The sequence below is a fragment of the Anaeromassilibacillus sp. An200 genome (genome assembly GCF_002160025.1).
Classification (GTDB): Bacteria; Bacillota; Clostridia; order Oscillospirales; family Acutalibacteraceae; genus Caccousia; species Caccousia stercoris.
This window is the reverse complement of the sequence record NZ_NFJU01000016.1, coordinates 41,775-62,235: the sequence shown is the minus strand read 5'-3', so window position 1 is coordinate 62,235 and position 20,461 is coordinate 41,775. Positions and strand designations below refer to the sequence as shown.

The window sequence follows — 20,461 nt, the reverse complement described above, 5'->3', positions numbered from 1 at the left end:
AGTATGCCTTATGCATCAGAATCCATACAATAAACCAAACACGGACAAAGCGCCGAACACCACCGTCACAGCGCTGAACACCACGCAGATTTTCACCTCGCTCCATCCGCACATCTCAAAATGGTGATGGATAGGCGTCATCTTGAAGATGCGTTTGCCATGTGTCAGCTTGAAATATGTCACCTGAATCACTACAGAGAGTATTTCACACAGATAAATAATACCAACCGGAATAATCAAAACCGGAAGATTCACGCCAAAACCAAGCGCGCACACAACGCCTCCAAGGAACAGCGATCCTGTATCTCCCATGAACACCTTGGCCGGATTGAAATTCCAGACCAGAAAGCCAAGGCAGCCGCCCGCCACAGCCGCGGCAGCAATGCTCATGCCAAACAGGTACATGATACCGGACAAGATCATGAAGGTGACAGCCACAAAGAATGTCACCGAGGCATTCAGGCCGTCAATTCCGTCTGTAAAGTTCACCGCATTGACAATGGCGACAATACCGATCGCGGAGAGGATCCAGTACGCGGGCCCGAAATCCACGCTGCCCACGAAGGGAATCAGTGTTGACGTACCGGCGCCGGACAATCCAAGCGAAAGCAGATATGCACCAGCCACCAGGAATTGCAGTACCAGCTTCTGCTTTACATTCAGCCCCAGGTTCCGCTTTTTGACCACCTTAATATAATCGTCCAGGAATCCAACCAGACCGAAGCCGAGAGCCATGAGGAGCCCTCCCACCGCTTTGGTCAGCGACTGGCTGCGGAGATACGGATCCTGCCCCGTCTGGCTGTAGTACAGGGGCAGACAAACCGCTGCCGCGAGAAAAATACCGATGATGAACAGGAACCCTCCCATCGTGGGCGTCCCGTTTTTCTTCTTATGCCACTTCGGCCCCTCCTCACGGATGGTCTGACCGAAATTGATGCGGTGCAGCAGCGGCACCATCCATTTACCCAGAAGCGCTGTCACGGCAAAAGCAATCACCGCGGACAGCAGCACCAGCCAACTGTTTCCCAGATTCATACGTTCCTTCACACCCTCTGTTTCAATTTGCCGCAGGCTCTGCGGTCAGTGGACCGCTTCCAGATCCACAAAATTCACCGTAACCACCGTTCCGGCAGGCACTTCTGTTCCCGCCGCGATATCCTGCGTATCGGAAACGGCATTCCCGCCTGTCACAGCCGCACCGGAAACGCTCAGGTTCAGCCCGGCCTGCGACACCTTTGTATTTACCTGAGACAAGGTCAGTCCCGAAAGATCCGGCACCGTCACTGTCTCAGACGCACTTGCCGAATCCAGATACAGCACAACCGTGCCTCCCTTGGGAATGCTCTTTCCCTGCTCCGGGATCTGGGAAACGACCTTGTCGCCGCTGCCATATACTTTATAGGTCAGACCGGCGTTGCTCACTTTCGTCTGCGCTTCCTCCTGGCTCAAACCCACCACACCGGGAGTGGAGATATCAAGCTTTGCCAGCTCCTCTTCCGTGTATTTCGGCTCAATGCCAAGATACGGCAGAATTTCAGACATGGTTTCCGCAAAGGGCGGACCGGCGATGGCGCTGCCGAACACCTCGCCATTCTGCGGCACAGGCTCATCAAAAAATACCAGCATGACAATTTCCGGATCCTCCGCAGGCGCGTAACCGCAGTAAGAAGCAATATATTTCTTTTCGCCCTTGCGTCCGGCGGCGTTCCACTCGTCGATTTTCTCAGAGGTTCCCGTTTTGCCCGCCACACGATATCCGGCAACGTAACCGTTTTTCGCGGTTCCTGTGGTAGCGGTTTCCTGAAGCATGGCGCTGATTCTGGCGCTGGTATCCTCCGAAATGACCTGGCGCTTCACCGTGGTGTCATTGGATACCACGATGTTGCCCTCGGAATCAATCACCTTGGACACCACATGCGGCTGAACCAGATACCCGCCGTTGGCTACCGCGGCCGCTGCCGTGATCATCTGGATCGGCGTCACACGGAAGGTCTGGCCGAACGAGGAGGTCGCAAGCTGGGTCGCCCCCAGTCCGTCCGCCTTATAATAGATACTGTTGCTTTCACCAATCAGATCGATGCCGGTCTTGGTTGTCAGGCCAAAGGCCTCAAAGTAACGGTAGAAGGTCTGTGCACCGAGCATTTCACCCAGCTGCATGAAAACCGGGTTGCAGGAATTGCTCAGTCCCTGTGCAAAGGTTTCCGAGCCATGCCCCGCTGTTTTCCAGCAGCCAATGCTGTAGTCGGCAACCTGATAGTGACCGCTGCAAGTGAACGTGGTATTTTCCGACACCACGCCCTCCTCGATCCCCATGGCGGCTGTCACCATCTTGAACACGGAACCGGGATTGTAGGTATCACTGATGCACTTATTTCTCCACTGCTTTTCCTGTGCTGTGCGGATCGCGTTGGAGCGCTCCTCCTGATGCTCCTCGTCATCCGGAATCGCGTTGATGGCCGCGAGATCCGCTTCATCGGTGATGGTGTAGGGATCGTTCGGATCGTAATCCCCCTTAACAGTCATTGCCAGGATCTCACCGGTATTGACATTCATAACAATGCCGCAGGCGCGGTTGCGCGCCTGACAGCTCTCTGCCGCGGCCTCGACGCTCTTTTCCAGAAAATGCTGCACCACCTCGTCGATCGTCAGCACCAGGCTGTAGCCGTCCTGCGCCTCAACAAGCTGTTCATACTGGAAAGGCATATCAATTCCCCGGGCGTTCTTTGCCGTTACCAGTTTGCCGGGAACGCCGGAAAGATATTCGTTATAGGAGGCCTCCACACCGGTAACGCCCTGGTTTTCACTGTTGGTAAAGCCCAGAACGCTGGATGCAAACGCACCGTAAGGATAATACCGCTTGTAATCCGGCTCCAGCTGGATGGCGTTGCCGAGATTCAGCTCAGATTTCAGTTCCAGGATCTGATCCTTGAGATCGGTCTCCACCTTCGTTTTGACAACGGCATAGTAGGTCTGCTTCTCCATCAGCGCGCGCACATCTGCCGTCTCCAGATCCAGGATCTCGGCAAGCCGCTGTGCGATGGTATCCTGTATGCCTTCCATCCCTTTATCCTCCACAAGCTCTTTGCGGATATAGTTGGGATCCAGCACCACCTTCCAGACGTCAGCGCTTGTAGCCAAGACCTTCATATTGCAGTCATAGATTGTCCCCCGCTTTGCGGAGAGGGAGGTATCCTGCGTCTGCTGGTTCACCGCGCGTGTCTGAAGCTCCTCCCCCTGGATAATTTGCAGACGGAACAAGCTGACCACCAGCGTGCCAAAGCCCAGCACGATCATCACCGCCAACACTACAATCGTACGCCGCCACATCCGGACGGTCGTTCCCTTTGCCATACCTTCGTTTCCCCGCCTTTCTCTCTCCGCTTATGGAAAAATGGAAGTCAAGAATATCTCTTAACTTCCATTTTTCCTTTTGTCCAATCAATCCTATCTCAACATTACAAAAAACGGTATTTTATACTTATTGTAGAGGGGGGAAAATTATTCCCCGTCAGCTCAGAAGCTGCTGAAACCAACTCCAAATCTGTTCCAGAATTCCCTGACCTCCGGCGTCCTGAAGAACCGTTCCCTGATCCTCCTGCGCCATGCTGATATATTCCACCTGATCCTTTTCCGCTTTCTGCATTCCCAAATTCTGCTCCGCGTAGGCTTCCACCGAATCCAGCGACATGAGAGCGTCTGACTTCATCTGAAGCTGCGTGTAGAGACTCTCACTTTCCGAAAGCGCCTTTTCCGTGCTGTTGATGCTGTCCGTCAGCTCCGTCAGCCGAACCTGACCGTATACCAGACTTCCCACCGTTGCCAGAATCACAAGCATCACCGCCAAAGTGGAAACCACACGAAGAGGATGCAGGCGCGGTCTTGCATTTTTCTCAATCTGTTCCTTCGGAAGCGGAATGACGTTATTTTTTTGGATTTCCGGGGCCTGCTCCTGTCGTTTAGGCTCAAACCTCGCAAAATCATAGGCTGTATTGTTTGAAACCGCCATGCTTCCATTCCCTCCCTGCGGAACCAAATTTCATTGCGCTTTTCACGCGGAATTTTTTATGCCCTCCCGGGCATTTTTATGGTTTTCCGGCCATTGCTGTGGAAAACCGGTTTCTTTTAATCGTCCAATGCGTGATCGCGCAGCTTGACGCATACACGAAGCCGTGCGCTCCTGCTGCGGGGGTTTTCCTCCAGCTCCCGCTCACTTGGGGCCAATCCCTTTTTATAAACCAGCTCCGCCCGCGGCTTTTTGCCGCAGACGCACACCGGAAAATCCGGAGGACAGGTGCAGCCCTCGCACCACGCAGCCATTCTCTGCTTGACCATGCGATCCTCCAGCGAATGGAATGTGATGACCGCCAGCCGCCCGCCAGGCCGTAAAAGGGAAAATGCGGCGTCCAAACCTTCGGAAAGCCTGTCCAACTCCCCATTGACGGCAATACGGAGCGCCTGAAAGGTTTTCCGCGCCGGATGTCCCGGCTCCCGCCGGACTGCCGCGGGGACACTCGCCTTTACCAGCTCCGCCAGCTCCAGCGTTGTCTCAATCGGCTTGTCCTCCTTCGCCCGGACAATCGCCTGCGCGATGGAACGGGCGCTTTTTTCCTCGCCGTACCGACGGAAAATATCCGCCAGCTCCTGCCAGGAAAGCGTGTTAACCAAATCGGCCGCCGTGGGCCCCGACTGGCTCATGCGCATGTCAAGCGGTGCGTCGCTGTGATAGGAAAACCCTCTCTCCGGCGTGTCCAGCTGATGCGAGGAAACACCGATGTCCAGCAAAACACCATCCACCCGATCGATTCCGGCTTCCCGCGCCACACGGGCCATCTGGGAAAAATTTGCCTGCCGCACGAGGGAACATGGATTTCCGGCAAACCGCCGCGTCACTACGGCGACAGCGTCGGGATCCTGATCAATGGAAAGCAGGGTTCCGGTTGTCAGCTTGTCAAGAATGGCCTGCGAGTGGCCTCCCCCTCCCGCTGTCCCGTCGACATACACGCCATCCGGGCGGATTTGCAGGGAGTCAATGGTTTCCTGAAACAAAACCGGGATATGGCTGAATTCCATGGATCTTTCCTCCGTACTTACAGTTCGAGCTCATCCATCGCTTCCGCGATAGCCTCCTCCGTCAGACCGGAGTTGAATTCTCTCCAACGGGCGGCATCCCAAAGCTCCGCGCGGCGCGACGCGCCGATAAAGGCTACGTCCTTCGTCAGCCCGGCGTACTCGCGCAGATGCTGCGGCAGCAGAATTCTGCCCTGCTTGTCCGGTTCCATCTCGGCGGCCCCGGAAAAGAAAAACCGCTGCAAGCTGCGTGCCTTGCTGATCGGCATCGCCATGATTTTCTCCTGAAGCTTGTCCCACTCCGTGGGAGATAAAACGAAGAGGCAGCCGTCCAGACCTTTTGTGACATAAAAACGTTCCCCCAAATCCTCCCGGAATTTGGAGGGAACTATCACACGGCCTTTCGGGTCAATATTATGCTGGTATTCACCTATCAACATAATAAAAACGGTGGGGCCCCTGCACGGGCAAACCATCTTGTGGCACTTTCCTCCACCCGCCTCCACATTTGTTGATTTGATTATACTCGATTCATTACAAAAATGCAACCGAAAGATCACAATTATGTTAACTATTTTTCCGACAAAATCCGCAAAATTGCGCCAAAAGTACCATATTATGCGAATTCCCCTGCCATCATATACCAGATATCGTACAAGATGGCAGGGGAGCAAAGGAAATATTTTCCTGTATGAACTTTCAAAAAACTTACAAAATGCTCAGTTCTGGTTCTGCTGACCAGATCGCAGGGAAGCTTTGATTTCCTGGCGCGTTTTGCGCAGTTCTGCGAGGTTGGCCGTCAACCCCTCATCCGTGCGCTGCATCAGGTCGTCAATATACACATTGCAGGCCTTCTGCATTTTACGGAAACGGGTCTGCGCCTGCGCCAGCATCTCATTGGCCTTCTGCTGTGCCTGCTTGACGATCTCATCCTGGTTCACCATAGCCCGCGCGCGCTCCTCCGCCACACGCACGATCGTCTCCGCCTCACGCTTGGCATCGCTGATGATCTGGGTGCGATCCGCCACAATCGCCTTGGCCTGACGGATTTCCTGCGGCATTGCGTCGCGGATCTCCTCCAGAATTTCCTTGACTTCCTCCACATCAAGCATGGCACGTCCGCGGCTCAAAGGGAAATTCCAGGCTTTTTCCACCATGTCATAGAGCTCGTCCAGCAGCTCTTCCACATTCATTTTCTCATTCATTTCAGTTTTCCCCCTTACACAGCCGCTGCTGAATATCCTCCAGGATACAGGCAGGCACAAAAGAGGAAATATCCCCCCCAAAGCTTGCGATATCCTTGACCATGCTGGAGCTCAAGTACATATTCTGCGCCTGTGTGGTGAGAAACATCGTCTCCAGCTCGGCATTCAGCTTCTGGTTGATCAGCGCCATCTGAAACTCATACTCAAAATCCGAAACGGCCCGCAGCCCCTTGACAATCGCGCAAGCGTCCCGCATCCGTGCATAGTCGGCCAGAAAGCCCTCAAATCCGACAACCTCCACGCCTTCCATTTCCTTGGTCGCCTTTTGCAAAAGGCAAATTCTTTCATCGAGCGTGAACGCGGTTTTTTTCGCGGGATTGACCATCACTGCCACAATCACCCGATCGAAAATTTTCGACGCGCGCCGGATAATGTCCATATGTCCAAGCGTTACCGGATCAAAGCTTCCGGGACAAATTGCCGTTTTCATTCCTGTTCCCGCCCTTCCTTCGCCTGACGGCGATATAGCGTTACCTGTATTTTTCCATATTTATGGGAGCGGTATTGGACAAAGTCCCTAACCGTTTCGGGCAGCTCCTCTCCCAGAGGGTGCTCGCACAAAATCGTTCCGCCGGGATTCATGTGCTGCTCCACCAACGGCAGGGCACGCTGCAGCAGGCCTGTCCGGTACGGGGGATCGAGAAATGCCAAGTCGAAACGCTCCCGGCAGGAGGCAAGATAGGACGCAAAATCCGCGTTCACAAGAGCAGCCCGATCCCGCAGGCCGGTCGACACAAGATTCTTTTCCGCCACTGCCAGCGACGCCTTTGCCGCGTCCACCAAAACGGCGTGCGCGGCCCCCCGGCTCAGCGCTTCGACGGCCATTTGTCCTGAACCGGCAAATAAGTCCAGTACCTGCCGTCCTTCCACCTCAAACTGGACGGCGCTGAACATGGCCTCCTTGACCCGATCGGTGGTGGGGCGCACATCCTCCCCCTCCAGTGTGATCAGCCGCCTTCCACGGGCGCTCCCTGTTATCACTCGCATAACATTGTCTCCTCCGAATTCCGCGCCGGGGCGCGATATCGTTGTCCTATTATCCCATCAATCCGCTTTCCTTGTCAAGTGCAGCTTTTTCCTCGGGATGGTAATAGGCGTACACCGCACGGGCCGCAGGCTTTGTCATATGCGGCGCGCCCTCAAGCTCCGCAAGATCCGCATTCTGGATGGCGGAAATGGTCTGGAAGTGGCGAAGCAGCGCCTTCGCCCGGGTCGGGCCGACGCCGGGAATTTCCAGAAGGGAGGAACCGATGACCGCCTTCCTCCGCTTCTGACGGTGATACCCTATGGCAAAGCGGTGGACCTCCTCCTGGATCGCGCCCACCAGCGTGAACGCCGCCCGGTGCGAATGGATCGAAATCTCCCCGCCGTCGAGCGCGATAGCGCGGGTACGGTGCTTATCGTCCTTCACCATGCCGAACAGCGGGATATCGCCCAGCCCCATGGATTCCAGCACCGGACGCACGGCCGCCACATGGCCTTTTCCGCCGTCCAGCAGAATCAGATCCGGCTTGCGTCCAAAGCCCTCGCCGCTGTCTTTTTGACGGAAATATTCCTGAAACCGGCGGGTGATGACCTCCTGCATGGAGGCGTAGTCATCCTGCCCCTGCACGGACTGGATGCTGAATTTACGGTACGCACTTTTAAGCGGGCGCCCATCTTCAAAAACCACCATACCCGCAACGTTTTCCCCGCCCGCCAGATTGCTGATATCGTATGATTCAATGTAGGCAGGCGGCTTGTCAAGCCCCAACAGGCGGGCCAACTCGTCCAGCGCGGACGTCTCGCGCCCGGTGCGCCCCGTCGACTGCGCCACCTGCTCCGCTGCGTTGCTGCGGCACATTTCCAGCAATTCTTTCTGCTCGCCGCGCTGCGGCAGAGAGAGCGTCACCTTGCGCCCGGCTTTTTCCGAAAGCCAGCGGGCGATCAGCTCCATGGAGGCCGCCGGACCATCCAGGCTGATTCGGGGCGGGATGCGATCCCGCATGCCATAATACCGCTCCAGAAATTCTGCGCGGGCCGCCTTGGGATCCCCGATATCGGAAAGCAGAAAGCTTTCCCGATCGCACAGCCGCCCCTGCTGAAAGCGGAACACCTCAAAGCATGCGTTCGACGGCCCCTGTGCCAGCGCGATTACGTCCTGCTCCGGCACGCGCACAGCCACCACCTTCTGGCGCTCCCGGATCTTTTTCACAGCTTCCAGGCGGTCCCGGATCCGAGCGGCTCGCTCAAATTCCAGCGCTTCCGCGGCCTCGTTCATGCGCTCCGTCAAAGTCCGCACGCTGTTTCCGCTGCCGCCGCGCAGAAATTCCACCGCCTCATTTACGATCTCATTATACTCTTTACAGCTGATTTCGCCCCGGCACGGAGCGCAGCACTGCTTGATATAATAATTCAGGCAGGGCCTGGCCTTTTTGATATCCTGCGGAAACCGGCGTGTGCAGGAGGGAAGCCGGAAGATTTTAAGCGTCTCGTCGACGCTCTCCTTGGTCGCCCATGAACTGACATATGGTCCCAGGTAGGTGGCGCCATCGTCAAGCACCTGCTTTGCCTGGGAAATACGCGGCCATTCCTCCCGGGTGATGCGGATATAATGATATCCCTTGTCGTCCTTGAGCAGGATATTATACTTGGGCGTGTGCTGCTTGATCAGGCTGCACTCCAGAACAAGGGCTTCAAACTCGCTGTCAGTAATGATGTATTCAAAATATTCAACATTGGCAACCATCTGCCGCACCTTGCGGTCGTGATGGCGTTCACTGCCGAAATACTGGCTCACACGGTTTTTCAGCGCCTTTGCCTTGCCAATGTAAATAATCTTCCCTGTTTTGTCATGCATCAGATAGACGCCGGGAAGCAGCGGCAGGCGCATCGCGCGGGCCCGCAGCTCGCGGATATGGCGGCGGTGCTCATCCATGGGCTTTCCTCCTTTCTCACAGAACAGCAAAAAGGCCGTCCCCTTCCGCGCGCGGCCCGCACCGGCGCGCACTGAGAGACAGCCTTATACTTCACAGGGATTTTTGCCGCTGTGCGCCAAATTACTCAGCAAAGCCGGACTTGACCAGCTCCACCAGACTGCTGACAGCTTCCTCTTCATCGGAACCGTCCGCAATGATGCGGATATTGGTGCCCCCCACAATACCGAGAGACAGGACACCCAGAAGGCTCTTCGCGTTGACGCGGCGCTCTTCCTTTTCCACCCAGATGGAGGATTTAAACTCGTTCGCCTTCTGGATGAAGAACGTTGCCGGACGGGCATGGAGGCCCACCTGATTCTGAACCATAACCTCTTTGACACACATTTTAAATCCACTCCTAGCTTATCAAGATTCTTTCCGCACATCCAAATGCTGCTGTTGAGAGCAATCACTTTTATGATTTAAGGCTATTATATCACAATTCATTGCCTCGTCAACAGCCCGGAGGAAAGTTTGGCTTACTCACCGAATCGGCCGCTTTATGGAAAGTTTTGCTTTGTGCATATTGTGGTGATTGTTGAAAACTTTATATATTGTTTGACAACTCTCTGCGTTTTTTCCATGGGAAAATTTGGTGAACGAAGACGAAAAACAGGGAAATTTTAACTGGAAGTTTCGCTTTCCGAAAGCAGGGAAAACCCCTGTTTTATCAGAAAATCCAGATCCTCCTGGGGCAATTCGGCAGTTTTGAGCAATTCGGGTCTTTTTTCCGCTGTCCGCAGGAGAGACTGCTCATGCCGCCAGCGCCGGATGTTGGCATGATGGCCTGTCAGAAGGACAGGAGGAACCTCTCTGCCGCGCCACACAGCGGGGCGCGTATACTGCGGATACTCCAAAAGGCCGGAAAAGTGGCTTTCCTCCTCAAAGCATTCGTCCGCGGAAAGGACACCGGGAATCATCCGGCTGACGGCATCCGCCAGAGCCAGAGCCGGGATCTCCCCGCCTGTCAGGACAAAGTCGCCCAGGGAAACCTCTTCGTCGACATAAGCCTCCAGCACCCGCTCGTCTACCCCCTCGTAATGGCCGCACAGGATAATCAGGTTTTCCTCCTGCGCCAGCTCACGCACACGCTGCTGGGTGAGAGTTTTTCCCTGCGGGGACATATACAGAATATGCGGGCGCTTGCCGAGCTGTTCCATCACGTCGTCCAGACAGGCGGCGATCGGCTCCGCCATCAGAAGCATGCCCATGCCGCCCCCAAAAAGGTTGTCGTCGACACGATTATGCTTGTTGCCGGAAAAATCCCGGAATTGATGGCAGCAGACCTGGAGCACACCTTTCCGGCGTGCGCGGCCTACAATGCTCTCCGCCATGACGGTTTCGCACATTTCAGGAAACAGAGTGAGCAAATCAATCCGCATCGTCAAAAATCCCCCTCATCGGCCGCAGTTCCATGACGCCCGCGTCCACATCCACGCGCACCACTACACCCCGAATAGCCGGAACCAGATAGTTTTTCCCATCCTCATCCGTGACCTGATACACATCGTTGGAGCCTGTCGGAAAAACATCCGTCACCTTCCCGTACACGCGGCCGTCATCCGCATCCACGGCGGAAAGCCCGATCAGGTCCTGCACAAAAAAGCGGCCCTCGGGCAGCTTCACATCCTTCCGGTTCAGAAAGAGGACACGGCCGCGCAGCGCGTCCCCCTGCTCCACGGTATCAATCCCTTCCAGCTTGAGCAGAAGAAGATTTTTGTGCGGGCGGGAAGACGCCACCTTCACCTTTTCTTTGCCGCCATCCCAGTAAAACTCGGAAAAACCTGTCAGGAAGCGGGCGGAATCACACCAAGGCTCCACACGCAGCTCGCCGCGGATGCCATGCGTCCCAACAACGCGCCCCGCTTCAAGAAACGGGTTCTTCATTTCATTTCCCCCTTTTTACCGAAATCATACATGAAAAAAGCACAAAAGGGCCGGCGCTTGTGCGCCCGCCCTTTTTTCCAAGGCCGGCAGACGGATCCGCGGCCCCGGATTCAGTCGATTTCCACGGAAACCTTGTCGTTTGTACGGGTAGCGGCCGCGCGCATAACAACGCGGATCGCTTTGGCAATGCGTCCCTGCTTCCCGATCACACGCCCCATATCGTTTTCCGCGACATGCAGGTGGTAAACGACGGCGCCTTCCTCGTCGGGCTCGTCAACCGTCACGGAGACAGCGTCCGGATCCTCGACAAGGCCGCGGGCAATCGCAGTCAACAATTCCTTCATTGCTTCCTCCCGATTACAGGACGCCGTGCTTCTTGAACAGAGCCTTCACGGTATCCGTCGGCTGAGCGCCGTTGGCAATCCACTTCTTGGCCTTCTCGGGGTCAACCTTCACAACGGAAGGCTCCTGCATCGGATCATAGGTACCGATCTCCTCGATGAAACGGCCGTCGCGCGGGAAACGGGAATCAGCCACAACGATACGGTAGAACGGAGCCTTCTTGGCGCCCATTCTGCGCAGTCTGATTTTAACGGACATGGGATTCACCTCCACTATACGAATCTTAATTTATTCCAACCGGGATTTCCCGGATGAATACGAATTCAGAACGGCAGGCGCATTTTGCGCTTCATGTTTTTGCCGCCCATCTGCTTGACGACTTTCTGCATCTGCTCGAGCTGCTTGAGCAGGCGGTTCACATCCTCCACCTGCATCCCGGAGCCAGCTGCAATGCGGCGTTTGCGGGAAGGGTTGATGAGAGAGGGCTTCTCCCTCTCCTCCGGCGTCATGGACAGGATGATAGCGGCTGTGCGATCCATAATGCGATCGTCAATCTCAACGTCCTTGAGCTGCTTTTCCATCCCCGGAAATTTATTGAGAATATTCTTGATCGGCCCCATTTTCTTGACCTGCGCGAACTGTGCCAGAAGGTCGTTGAAATCCAGCTTGTTCTGCATGATCCGGCGGGACATCTTTTCGGCTTCCTTCTGGTCAATCTTCAGCTGTGCTTCCTCAATCAGAGAGAGCACGTCACCCATGCCCAGAATACGCGAAGCCATGCGATCCGGATGGAAAACCTCCAGATCCTCCATCTTTTCGCCCACACCGGCGAACTTGATCGGCTTGCCGGTCACGGAGCGCACAGAAAGCGCCGCGCCGCCGCGCGTGTCGCCGTCCAGCTTGGTCAGAATCACACCGGTGATGTTCAGTTTCTCGTCAAAGGTTTTCGCCACGTTGACGGCTTCCTGGCCGGTCATGGCGTCCACCGTCAGCAGGATCTCATGGGGACCGATCTTTTCCTTGATCTCCTGGAGCTCCTCCATCAGCGCCTCATCAATCTGCAAACGGCCGGCGGTATCAATCAGCACAAAATCATTGCCGTAATCCTTCGCGCGGCGAATCGCTGCCCGGCAGATTTCCACCGGCTTCTCCGTTCCCATCTCAAAAACGGGAACCCCGGCCTTCGAGCCGAGCACCTGAAGCTGCTTGATAGCGGCAGGGCGATAAATATCGGCGGCGACGAGCATCGGGCGGTGGCCCTTGCTCTTGAGCATCGCGGCAAGCTTGGCGCAATGCGTCGTCTTACCGGCGCCCTGCAGGCCGCAGAGCATCACAATCGTCGGCGGGGACGGCGGGGACGCCAAACGCGATTCGCCGCCGCCCATGAGCGCCGTCAATTCCTCATTGACAATCTTGACCACCATTTGTGCGGGGGTCAGGCTCTCCATCACCTCGGCGCCCACGGCACGCTCGCTGACCTTTGCCGTAAATTCCTTGGCGACCTTATAGTTGACGTCGGCTTCGAGAAGTGCCAAACGGACTTCCCGCATCGCTTCCTTGATATCGCTTTCACTCAGCTTACCCTTGGATTTCAGCCGCTTGAACGCAGCCGAAAGCTTGTCTGCAAGGCCTTCAAATGCCAACGGAATCTCTCCTTTTCTTTCTTACTGATTCAAACGGCCGGCCAAATCGCGGATCAGCACGGCCCGCTGGTAAATATCACGCGAATAGGCAAAGCTCTCATTGCAGGCGATAATCTCCCTGGCTGCCTTCTGGATTTGCTCCAGCCCTGCCTGCATCTCACGGAACCGCCGGGCCAGGCCGAGCCGCTCCTCCATCTCCAAGAGCTGCGCCTCGGCGCGTTTGATGGAGTCGCGCACCCCCTGCCGCGTGATCCCCTCGTTATCGGCAATCTCCGCAAGGGACAAATCATCATTATAATAGTATTCAATCACTTCCCGCTGCTTCTGCGTGAGCATTTCCCCATAAAAATCCAGCAGGAAGGAGATTTCCAGATTCTTGGCCACGTTGGCGGCCTCCTCGCGCATTACTGTAAAGCATTTCTCTTTACAGTTGTGAATTATACCGCATTCCCACTCCCCTGTCAAGGGAAAAACCTTGCTCTTTTTCGTTTTTGCACACTTTCCCGCAATTTCTGTGATTTCCACAAAAGCGGTTGTCTGGACAGGCGCAATGTGATAAAATGATCAAAAAACAAACAGCCGGGCGAAGCACGTCTTGCAGACAGGCAGACGCCCTTCTCCGCGGCAGAGGCCGGGAGAGCCGGCCAAAGGGGGAAACTCGCGATGGAAAAGGTTATCATCAGCGCCGACAGCACCTGCGATATCGGGCCGGAGCTGCAAAAGCGCTATCATATCCAGCTGCTCAACTGGAGAATCCTGCTGGACGGAAAAGAATACCTCGATAACGTGAACATCACGCCGGACGATCTGTACCGTGCCTGGCGCGAGCGCGGCATCCTGCCGAAATCGACCGGGGCCACCTGTGAGGAATACAAGCAGCATTTCCAGCCGCTGATCGATCAGGGCTACAAGATCGTTCACATCGGCCTGGGGTCCGGGATCTCATGCTCTTACCAAAATGCCGTACAGGCAGCGCGCGAGACAGGGCATGTTGTCACCATTGATTCGCAAAACCTCTCTTCCGGTTTCGGTCTGCTGGTGGTGGAAGCCGCCGAGCTGGCGCAGAAGGGACTCTCCGCACAGGAAATCCAAAAGCGGATCGAGGAGCTTCGGCCACGTTCGCACGCCAGCTTTCTGCTTGACACACTCGAATTCATGAAAGCGGGCGGACGGTGCAGCGCGCTGGCAGCCTTCGGAGCCTCCATCCTCCAGCTCAAGCCATGCATCGAGGTTGACAACAGCGACGGAAGCCGGATGCATGTGGGAAAAAAGTACCGTGGAAAAATGGATCAATGCCTGGTTCAGTATGTCCACAACAAACTCGAGGGGCGCTCCGACCTGGATCTGCGCCGCGTCTTTATCACCCACTCCGGTTCCCCGGAAAGCGATATTCTGGCCGTAAAAAAAGAAGTGCAGCGCTGTGCGAATTTCAAAGAAATTTATATCACTCGCGCCAACTGCACCATCTCCACTCATTGCGGCCCGAGAACGCTCGGTGTGCTTTTCCTGACAAAATAAGGTACCATCGCAAAAACGGACCTCTCGCAGGGTTTCCCCCTGCAAGAGGTCCGTTCTGTTTTCCGCAAAACAGCAAGCTACTGATTCAGCGTTATGGTGACCACTGTTTCATGTCCCGCAAGATCCCGGGCATAAAAGCTGTAGGTATCCGATTCTTTAGCGAAAAAAATGTTGGATCCTCCGCCGTCCACTACAAACGGAATACCGTTCGCTCCGCCCTGGAATTGCTCAGCGGTCAGCGCTCCTTTATTGTAAACTGTTGTGCACAGATCCCCATCCGCATCCGTAACCCGAATGGCAATCATAACTGTTTCGCCCATATTCAGCTGCGAGGTGACAATCTGGGGCGCGTTCGGACCGGAAGGAAGCTGAAAGGCCGCACCGGTCATCTGCTCGCGAGGTACAGACAAGGCGGCCGCCAAATCCAGCATCCCGCCGGTTGCCGTCTTGCCCTGCAAAGCGGGAAGCGGAGCCGTCGTGGAAAGAAGCGTCCGCTTCACATCCGCCGGAGAGCTCGTATCATAATAAGTGTAGACCATAGCCGCGGCAGCCGTCACCATGGGGGCCGCCATGGAAGTACCGGACATGAAGCCATAGCTTCCCGGCACCGTGCTGAGAATGTAGGTCCCGGGAGCCGCCAGGTCCACCGACACCACGCCGTAATTGGACGTGGTGTGCAGCATCCCATTGCTGGTCAGATTGCCCACGGAGATCACATTGTCCAGATTGTAGGAGGCAGGATAGCACGGTGTAACGTCCGTATCCATTCCATTATTGCCCGACGCCGCCACAAACAGCATGGAGGATTTCGCAATCGTCTCATACAGAGCCGGATCGTTCGAGAGCGTCCCCAGACTCAAATTGCAGATAGTCGCACCATTCGCCTCGGCGTACCGGATGGCCTGGATCACGGACAGGCTGCTTCCAAGCCCACTGTTTCCGCCCAGGGCCTTGAGAACCATCACCTTGACACGTCCCGCGCGTGCTATCCCGGAAATGCCAATCCCGTTCCCGGACTGCGCCGCGATCGTTCCGGCCGCGTGGGTCCCGTGGCTGTCCTCTGTACCGGCATACAGCTGATTGTTGTTCGCGTAAAAGTTCCATCCGTTCGTATCGTCTATGTAGCCGTTCCCGTCATCGTCGATGCCGTTCCCCGGAATTTCGTCTGCATTGACCCAAAGAGAGCCCTGCAAATCCGGATGACTGGTATCAACACCGGTATCGATCAGCGCTACCACCACATCACGGCTGCCGTTTCCGTAAATGGACCATGCCTCCTGCGCACCAATATCCACTCCCGCCATCGAAGGCAGCTCCGACGCGAGCGGCATCGGCGTGGAAGCTCCCGCTATATCCTGAATTCCTGAAATGGTCCAGGGAGAGCCGTAAACCGGATAGGAAGCCGCATCCTCCATGGAAAAGCCTCCGTCATTGGAAAGTGCCCACTGCAAGGAAGAAAGTGTGTCGCCGGTGGAAAGAGCTGTGCTTTCATACGTATAGTTGGGCTGGATCAGGGATACCTCCCCGCTGTCCGCCCATTCTTTCAGAGCGGTCTCCAGTTCTGTCTGCCCGTCAAACGTCTTGACCTCAAAGGTTCCATCGCGATACTGCACCAGCACGTCGCCGCCGCTGTAATCCTCCGGATCCATGGAGACCACAAGAGCCGGAGCCGTTTCCCCGGATTGGACATTTCCCTGTGCCTGCACCGTCTGCGCACCCATTCCTATCACGGTCACACAGGCCAGCAGCAGGGAAAGCACACTTCTCCGCTTTTTCATCCTCTGCACCCTCCTTTTCCCACTTTTTTGGGTATCTTTTAAGAACAGTATAAATCATTTTTCTCAAAAAGCAGAGGAAAATAAGGATAAATTTACAAATTATTCACAATCAAAAAGAGGAAAGATCGGTGAAACCAAGCAAATTTTCGAGCCAATCCTTTCCTTCTTCCAGCAGAGAAGAGGTTCCGTCTGCGTTAACCGCAAGGGCAAAATCCACTCCATCCGCTGTCAGGGACAGCTCCCGCACCTCCAACGATGCCAATGGACGGTCATCCCCCAGCGCGATCACCGAGAGCTCAGCCGGAACGCTGAGCACATTCCCTTCCAGCTGCACTCCGGCAGGCAGGTGATCCGCAATCCGCTCCAGCACCCAATCTACCGGAACAGGAATCCTTCCCACCGTCAGCGACAGCACCTGTGCCTCCAGGCGCTTTTCCACTGCGTCGCGCCGGACCTCCAGCTCCGCTGTGAGATAGAGCGTCCTTCCGTTCCACACAGCCGGCACATACAGTGTCAACTGCTGGCTGTCCTGCGTGCGGATACGCATCCCATCCGCTCCCAGCCAGGAAACAGGGTTCTCCTTTGCCGCTGAGACAAGCAAGCCGCACAGCTCCGCCGTTTCGAGATGAAACGAATCTCCCGTTATCAGAGATTCCGTCACCCGGGCTTTCGCATCCTCCGGCATCGGCGACGGTTCCGGACCATCAAAACCAGGATCGGAAAACAACAGAACAACAGCGGTTATCACAAGCAGCACCAGCGTACCCAAAACCGCACCGGCGGCGACCCATCCCTTTTTGCGCATAGGCTCCCCCTTTTTCCACTATTATTTCAGTTCGACCACCGTGACGCCCGCTTCACCTTCCCCGTACGCTCCCAACCGGAAGCTTTTCACCATCGGGTGGTGGCGCAGGTGCGCCTGCACAGCGGCACGCAGACGGCCTGTTCCCTTGCCGTGAATGATCGTCACCTGGTGGACGCCCGCCATGGAAGCGCTGTCCAGGAAACGGTCCACGTTGAGGATTCCCTCCTCCACCATCTGACCGCGCAGATCGATCTCCATGGCGCCGCGTCCTGCGGAGGAAAGCTGCTTCGTCACATTGCGGGAGCGGGCACGGGGATCCTTTTTCTCCTTTTCCGGTTCCGAAAGGCGCAGATTTTCCTGCGGCACCCGCATCCGGATGATTCCCGCCTGCACCAGCACCGGCCCTTTCCCATCCGGCGGTACCTCCAGCACGGAGGCTTTCTTGTTGATGTCGTAGATCAACACCGTATCTCCGGCACGCAGCGGGCGGGGCAGAATGTACTCCCCTTCCTCCTGACGGCGGCGGCGGATGGGATCGGCTTCCTCCTCCAAACGCTTCATGCCGCTTTTCAGCTTGGCTTTCTGTTCGGCGGTGAGCAGCTTATTCTGCTTTTTGCGCAGCTCCTCCACCTCGTTGAGCATGGAATCCACCTGGGCGCGTGTGCGGGAAATCAGCTCCGAAGCCCGCTGGCGCGCCTGCTCCATCTCCTTTTCCGCCTGCTCCTCCAGCTGCTCCAGCTTGTGGGCAGCTTCTTCATTGGCGCGGCGGGCGGCAAGTTTTTGCTCCTCAGCCTGTGCGCGCTCGGATTCCAGGCGCTGGCGGCTCTCTTCCAGGCTTTGAACGATATCCTCAAAGCGCGTGTTTTCGCTGGAAACCAATTCCCGCGCGCGCTCCACAATCGCTTCCTCCATGCCCAAACGCAGCGAAATCGCAAACGCGTTTGAGCGGCCTGGCACGCCGATCAGAAGGCGATAAGTGGGCTTGAGCGTCGCCACGTCAAATTCACAGCAGCCGTTCTCCACGCCCTCGGTTTGCAGCGCGTAGGCTTTCAGCTCTGCATAGTGCGTCGTGGAAGCAATCCGCGCGCCGCGGCGGCGCAAAGCCTCCAGAATCGCTGTGGCAAGCGCCGCGCCCTCGACGGGATCCGTACCCGCGCCCAGCTCGTCAAGCAGCACCAGGCTGGAGCTGTCCGTCTCGCTGAGAATGCGGATGATGTTCGTCATATGTGCGGAGAAGGTGGAAAGGGACTGCTCGATGCTCTGCTCGTCCCCAATATCCGACAGCACCTTTCCGAACACAGAAACTCGGCTGCCGTCCGCCACAGGCAGCAGCAGGCCGCACATCGCCATAAGCGTCATCAGGCCGATCGTCTTGATCGAAACCGTCTTGCCGCCCGTGTTCGGACCGGTGATCACAAGCGTATCAAAATCCAGGCCGAGTTGGATGTCTGTCGGCACCACCTTTTCCTTCGCAATCAGCGGATGGCGGGCGCGCTTGAGTTCGATCTTCCCCTCGTCGTTGACCTCCGGGACGGTCGCTTTCATCTTATAGCCCAGGTTCGCCTTTGCAAAAATCAGGTTGAGCTGCACAGCAGCCTCATAACTGCTGACAATGCCGGACGCAAAGCCGCCCGCTTCCGCGGAAAGCTCTGCCAGGATGCGCTCGATCTCCGCCTGTTCTTTGGAGAGGAGAACGCGGATTTCGTTGTTCGCCTCCACCACAGCCATCGGCTCCACAAAGACGGTCGCACCGCTGGACGAGGTATCATGCACAAGGCCCGGCACATCACCGCGGCACTCCGCCTTGACCGGCACCACAAAGCGCCCGCCGCGCATGGTGACGATCGGATCCTGCAAATACTTCTGATACATCGGGGAGCGGATCATTTTGTCCAGCTGCTCCCTGGCACGGGCGGAGGCATTGCGGATCTTGCGGCGAATGGAAGCCAGCTCCGGGGAAGCCTCGCTGGCCATTTCCTCCTCCGAAATGATGGAGGTGTTGATCCGATCCTCCAGGTATTTGTTGGGCATCAGTGCGTCAAAGCGCCAGTCCAGCACCGTTTTGACACCCTCGCTCCGCGCGCGCCATTCGACAATTCCCCGCAGCGTGCGCAGAACGCCCGCCACACGCAGCAGCTCACCCATCGTGAGCAGGCCGCCCGCCTCCGCGCGGCGCAGGGAGGCCGTTACATTGCGCAGGCCACTGAAGGACGGCGAGCCAAACCGCGCCATCATGCCGTGTGCTTCAAAGGTATCCGCCAAAAGGCGTTTGACCTCCTTGAGCGAAGAGGAGGGCTCCAACGTGCGCGCCAACTCCGCGGCGTCTTCGCAGGCCGTCTCCTCCGCGAGAAGAGACAAAATTTTATCCAGCTCCAAAGAGCGGATATTGCGTTTCATCATATCTGTCATAGGTTTCCTCCAAACAGGCCGCGCCCTTATGTCGCAAGCCCGTGAAAAAAGTCAAGTGTCCGGAAGCTGCGATCCAAGGTGCAGAGCATGTATCGCTCACTTGCCGCCGCCAGAGCCTTTTGGCCCGCGGGCGGCAGCGTAAAGGAAAACAGCTTCTCAAAATCCGCATAAATGGTATGGCGCAGCGCCGTCAAAACGCCGGGCCCCAGCGGCATTGGCGCGCCGCCGTGCTCCCGCGCACATTCCGGGCAGCAAATCGCGCCTTCACGCGGGTAAAAAAGCATCGGATCCGCCTCATAACAGCCGCAGCCGCAGCATCCCACCAGATCCGGCATGTATCCCGCAAACGAGAGCATCCGCATTTCCACCACCGCCTTGAGCAGCAGCGGAGGGCGCGTCCCCTTGCTCAAAAAGTGGAAGGAATTGAGCAGCAGGCGTAAAAAATCCCCGGCCGGTGCTTCCTGCGGAGCCAGCGATCGGGCCAGTTCGCAAAAGTACTGGGCCAGGGCCAAGCGCTCAATATCCCGGCGCAGATCGAAAAACAGCTCGATCGGCCGCGCGTCATCAATGATGTATTTGTCCCGCCCCTTATACAGCGTGAGGCGGGAATAGCAGAACAGCTGCGTCGCGGAAACCTTTGTGCTACCCGTCCGCTTCGCCTGCCGGGCAAAGGCGCGCACCACACCCTCATCACGGGTGAGCACGGTGACAAGGCGGTCGCTCTCCCCCACACTCTGCTCCCCGATCATCAGCCCATCCGTTTCCATCTGCATATGTGTCCTCCCGGGCC

At 56.5% G+C, this 20,461-nt stretch carries 21 protein-coding genes; 1 reads left to right on the top strand and 20 read right to left on the bottom strand.

What is annotated here, in order from left to right; all coding sequences use genetic code 11:
- Nucleotides 1-15: 15 nt before the first annotated feature.
- From mraY to ylxM, 16 genes are all read right to left on the bottom strand, one after another.
- The gene (mraY, locus tag B5F35_RS09630; RefSeq protein WP_087240391.1) at nucleotides 16-1,035 is read right to left on the bottom strand and encodes a phospho-N-acetylmuramoyl-pentapeptide-transferase; all 1,020 of its coding nucleotides are present in this window, start codon (nucleotides 1,033-1,035) and stop codon (nucleotides 16-18) included.
- Nucleotides 1,036-1,080: 45 nt separating this feature from the next.
- Nucleotides 1,081-3,351, bottom strand: coding sequence for a penicillin-binding transpeptidase domain-containing protein (locus B5F35_RS09625; protein ID WP_087240389.1), 2,271 nt, complete (start codon nucleotides 3,349-3,351; stop codon nucleotides 1,081-1,083).
- Between the two features lie 157 nt (nucleotides 3,352-3,508).
- Nucleotides 3,509-4,006, bottom strand: a complete 498-nt coding sequence (locus tag B5F35_RS09620) for a hypothetical protein (protein ID WP_087240387.1) — start codon at nucleotides 4,004-4,006, stop codon at nucleotides 3,509-3,511.
- Between the two features lie 116 nt (nucleotides 4,007-4,122).
- Nucleotides 4,123-5,070 carry a 16S rRNA (cytosine(1402)-N(4))-methyltransferase RsmH gene (rsmH, locus tag B5F35_RS09615; RefSeq protein WP_087240385.1) on the bottom strand — a complete coding sequence of 316 codons (948 nt, stop codon included), beginning with the start codon at nucleotides 5,068-5,070 and terminating at the stop codon, nucleotides 4,123-4,125.
- A gap of 17 nt (nucleotides 5,071-5,087) precedes the next feature.
- Nucleotides 5,088-5,507 carry a division/cell wall cluster transcriptional repressor MraZ gene (gene mraZ, locus B5F35_RS09610; RefSeq protein WP_087240431.1) on the bottom strand — a complete coding sequence of 140 codons (420 nt, stop codon included), beginning with the start codon at nucleotides 5,505-5,507 and terminating at the stop codon, nucleotides 5,088-5,090.
- A 279-nt stretch (nucleotides 5,508-5,786) separates the two neighbouring features.
- A complete protein-coding gene (locus B5F35_RS09605) occupies nucleotides 5,787-6,272 on the bottom strand; it encodes an ATP synthase subunit B family protein (RefSeq protein WP_242969463.1) in 486 nt (161 codons plus the stop codon).
- 1 nt (nucleotide 6,273) lies between these two features.
- Nucleotides 6,274-6,762, bottom strand: a complete 489-nt coding sequence (gene coaD / locus B5F35_RS09600; protein WP_087240383.1) for a pantetheine-phosphate adenylyltransferase — start codon at nucleotides 6,760-6,762, stop codon at nucleotides 6,274-6,276.
- Nucleotides 6,759-7,319: a 16S rRNA (guanine(966)-N(2))-methyltransferase RsmD gene (rsmD, locus tag B5F35_RS09595; protein WP_087240381.1), complete on the bottom strand. Its 561-nt coding sequence runs from the start codon at nucleotides 7,317-7,319 to the stop codon at nucleotides 6,759-6,761. The genes coaD and rsmD overlap by 4 nt, the downstream gene beginning before the upstream one ends.
- 49 nt (nucleotides 7,320-7,368) lie before the next feature.
- The gene (uvrC, locus tag B5F35_RS09590) at nucleotides 7,369-9,249 is read right to left on the bottom strand and encodes an excinuclease ABC subunit UvrC (RefSeq protein ID WP_087240426.1); all 1,881 of its coding nucleotides are present in this window, start codon (nucleotides 9,247-9,249) and stop codon (nucleotides 7,369-7,371) included.
- 121 nt (nucleotides 9,250-9,370) lie between these two features.
- Complete coding sequence (locus B5F35_RS09585) at nucleotides 9,371-9,634, bottom strand: HPr family phosphocarrier protein (protein WP_087240379.1); 264 nt, start codon at nucleotides 9,632-9,634, stop codon at nucleotides 9,371-9,373.
- Between the two features lie 278 nt (nucleotides 9,635-9,912).
- Nucleotides 9,913-10,671 (bottom strand): tRNA (guanosine(37)-N1)-methyltransferase TrmD, encoded by a 759-nt coding sequence (gene trmD, locus B5F35_RS09580; protein WP_087240377.1) that lies wholly within the window; start codon nucleotides 10,669-10,671, stop codon nucleotides 9,913-9,915.
- Nucleotides 10,661-11,176, bottom strand: coding sequence for a ribosome maturation factor RimM (gene rimM / locus B5F35_RS09575; protein ID WP_087240375.1), 516 nt, complete (start codon nucleotides 11,174-11,176; stop codon nucleotides 10,661-10,663). The genes trmD and rimM overlap by 11 nt, the downstream gene beginning before the upstream one ends.
- A gap of 110 nt (nucleotides 11,177-11,286) precedes the next feature.
- Complete coding sequence (locus tag B5F35_RS09570; protein WP_087240373.1) at nucleotides 11,287-11,520, bottom strand: KH domain-containing protein; 234 nt, start codon at nucleotides 11,518-11,520, stop codon at nucleotides 11,287-11,289.
- 13 nt (nucleotides 11,521-11,533) lie between these two features.
- The gene (gene rpsP / locus B5F35_RS09565; RefSeq protein WP_087240371.1) at nucleotides 11,534-11,776 is read right to left on the bottom strand and encodes a 30S ribosomal protein S16; all 243 of its coding nucleotides are present in this window, start codon (nucleotides 11,774-11,776) and stop codon (nucleotides 11,534-11,536) included.
- A 65-nt stretch (nucleotides 11,777-11,841) separates the two neighbouring features.
- Entirely contained in the window at nucleotides 11,842-13,161 is a 1,320-nt protein-coding gene (ffh, locus tag B5F35_RS09560; RefSeq protein ID WP_087240369.1) for a signal recognition particle protein, read from the bottom strand.
- A gap of 21 nt (nucleotides 13,162-13,182) precedes the next feature.
- A complete protein-coding gene (gene ylxM, locus B5F35_RS09555; RefSeq protein WP_087240424.1) occupies nucleotides 13,183-13,545 on the bottom strand; it encodes a YlxM family DNA-binding protein in 363 nt (120 codons plus the stop codon).
- A 279-nt stretch (nucleotides 13,546-13,824) separates the two neighbouring features.
- Here ylxM and B5F35_RS09550 point away from each other — a divergent pair, with 279 nt between their 5' ends.
- On the top strand, nucleotides 13,825-14,679 hold the full coding sequence (locus B5F35_RS09550; RefSeq protein ID WP_087240367.1) for a DegV family protein: 855 nt from the start codon (nucleotides 13,825-13,827) through the stop codon (nucleotides 14,677-14,679).
- Nucleotides 14,680-14,756: 77 nt separating this feature from the next.
- Here the strand turns inward: B5F35_RS09550 and B5F35_RS09545 are convergent, their stop codons facing one another.
- From B5F35_RS09545 to recO, 4 genes are all read right to left on the bottom strand, one after another.
- Complete coding sequence (locus B5F35_RS09545; RefSeq protein ID WP_087240365.1) at nucleotides 14,757-16,457, bottom strand: S8 family peptidase; 1,701 nt, start codon at nucleotides 16,455-16,457, stop codon at nucleotides 14,757-14,759.
- A gap of 109 nt (nucleotides 16,458-16,566) precedes the next feature.
- The gene (locus tag B5F35_RS09540; protein ID WP_087240363.1) at nucleotides 16,567-17,262 is read right to left on the bottom strand and encodes a hypothetical protein; all 696 of its coding nucleotides are present in this window, start codon (nucleotides 17,260-17,262) and stop codon (nucleotides 16,567-16,569) included.
- 21 nt (nucleotides 17,263-17,283) lie between these two features.
- Nucleotides 17,284-19,659 carry an endonuclease MutS2 gene (locus B5F35_RS09535; protein WP_164488515.1) on the bottom strand — a complete coding sequence of 792 codons (2,376 nt, stop codon included), beginning with the start codon at nucleotides 19,657-19,659 and terminating at the stop codon, nucleotides 17,284-17,286.
- Between the two features lie 38 nt (nucleotides 19,660-19,697).
- Nucleotides 19,698-20,444 carry a DNA repair protein RecO gene (recO, locus tag B5F35_RS09530; RefSeq protein WP_087240359.1) on the bottom strand — a complete coding sequence of 249 codons (747 nt, stop codon included), beginning with the start codon at nucleotides 20,442-20,444 and terminating at the stop codon, nucleotides 19,698-19,700.
- Between the last annotated feature and the right edge of the window lie 17 nt (nucleotides 20,445-20,461).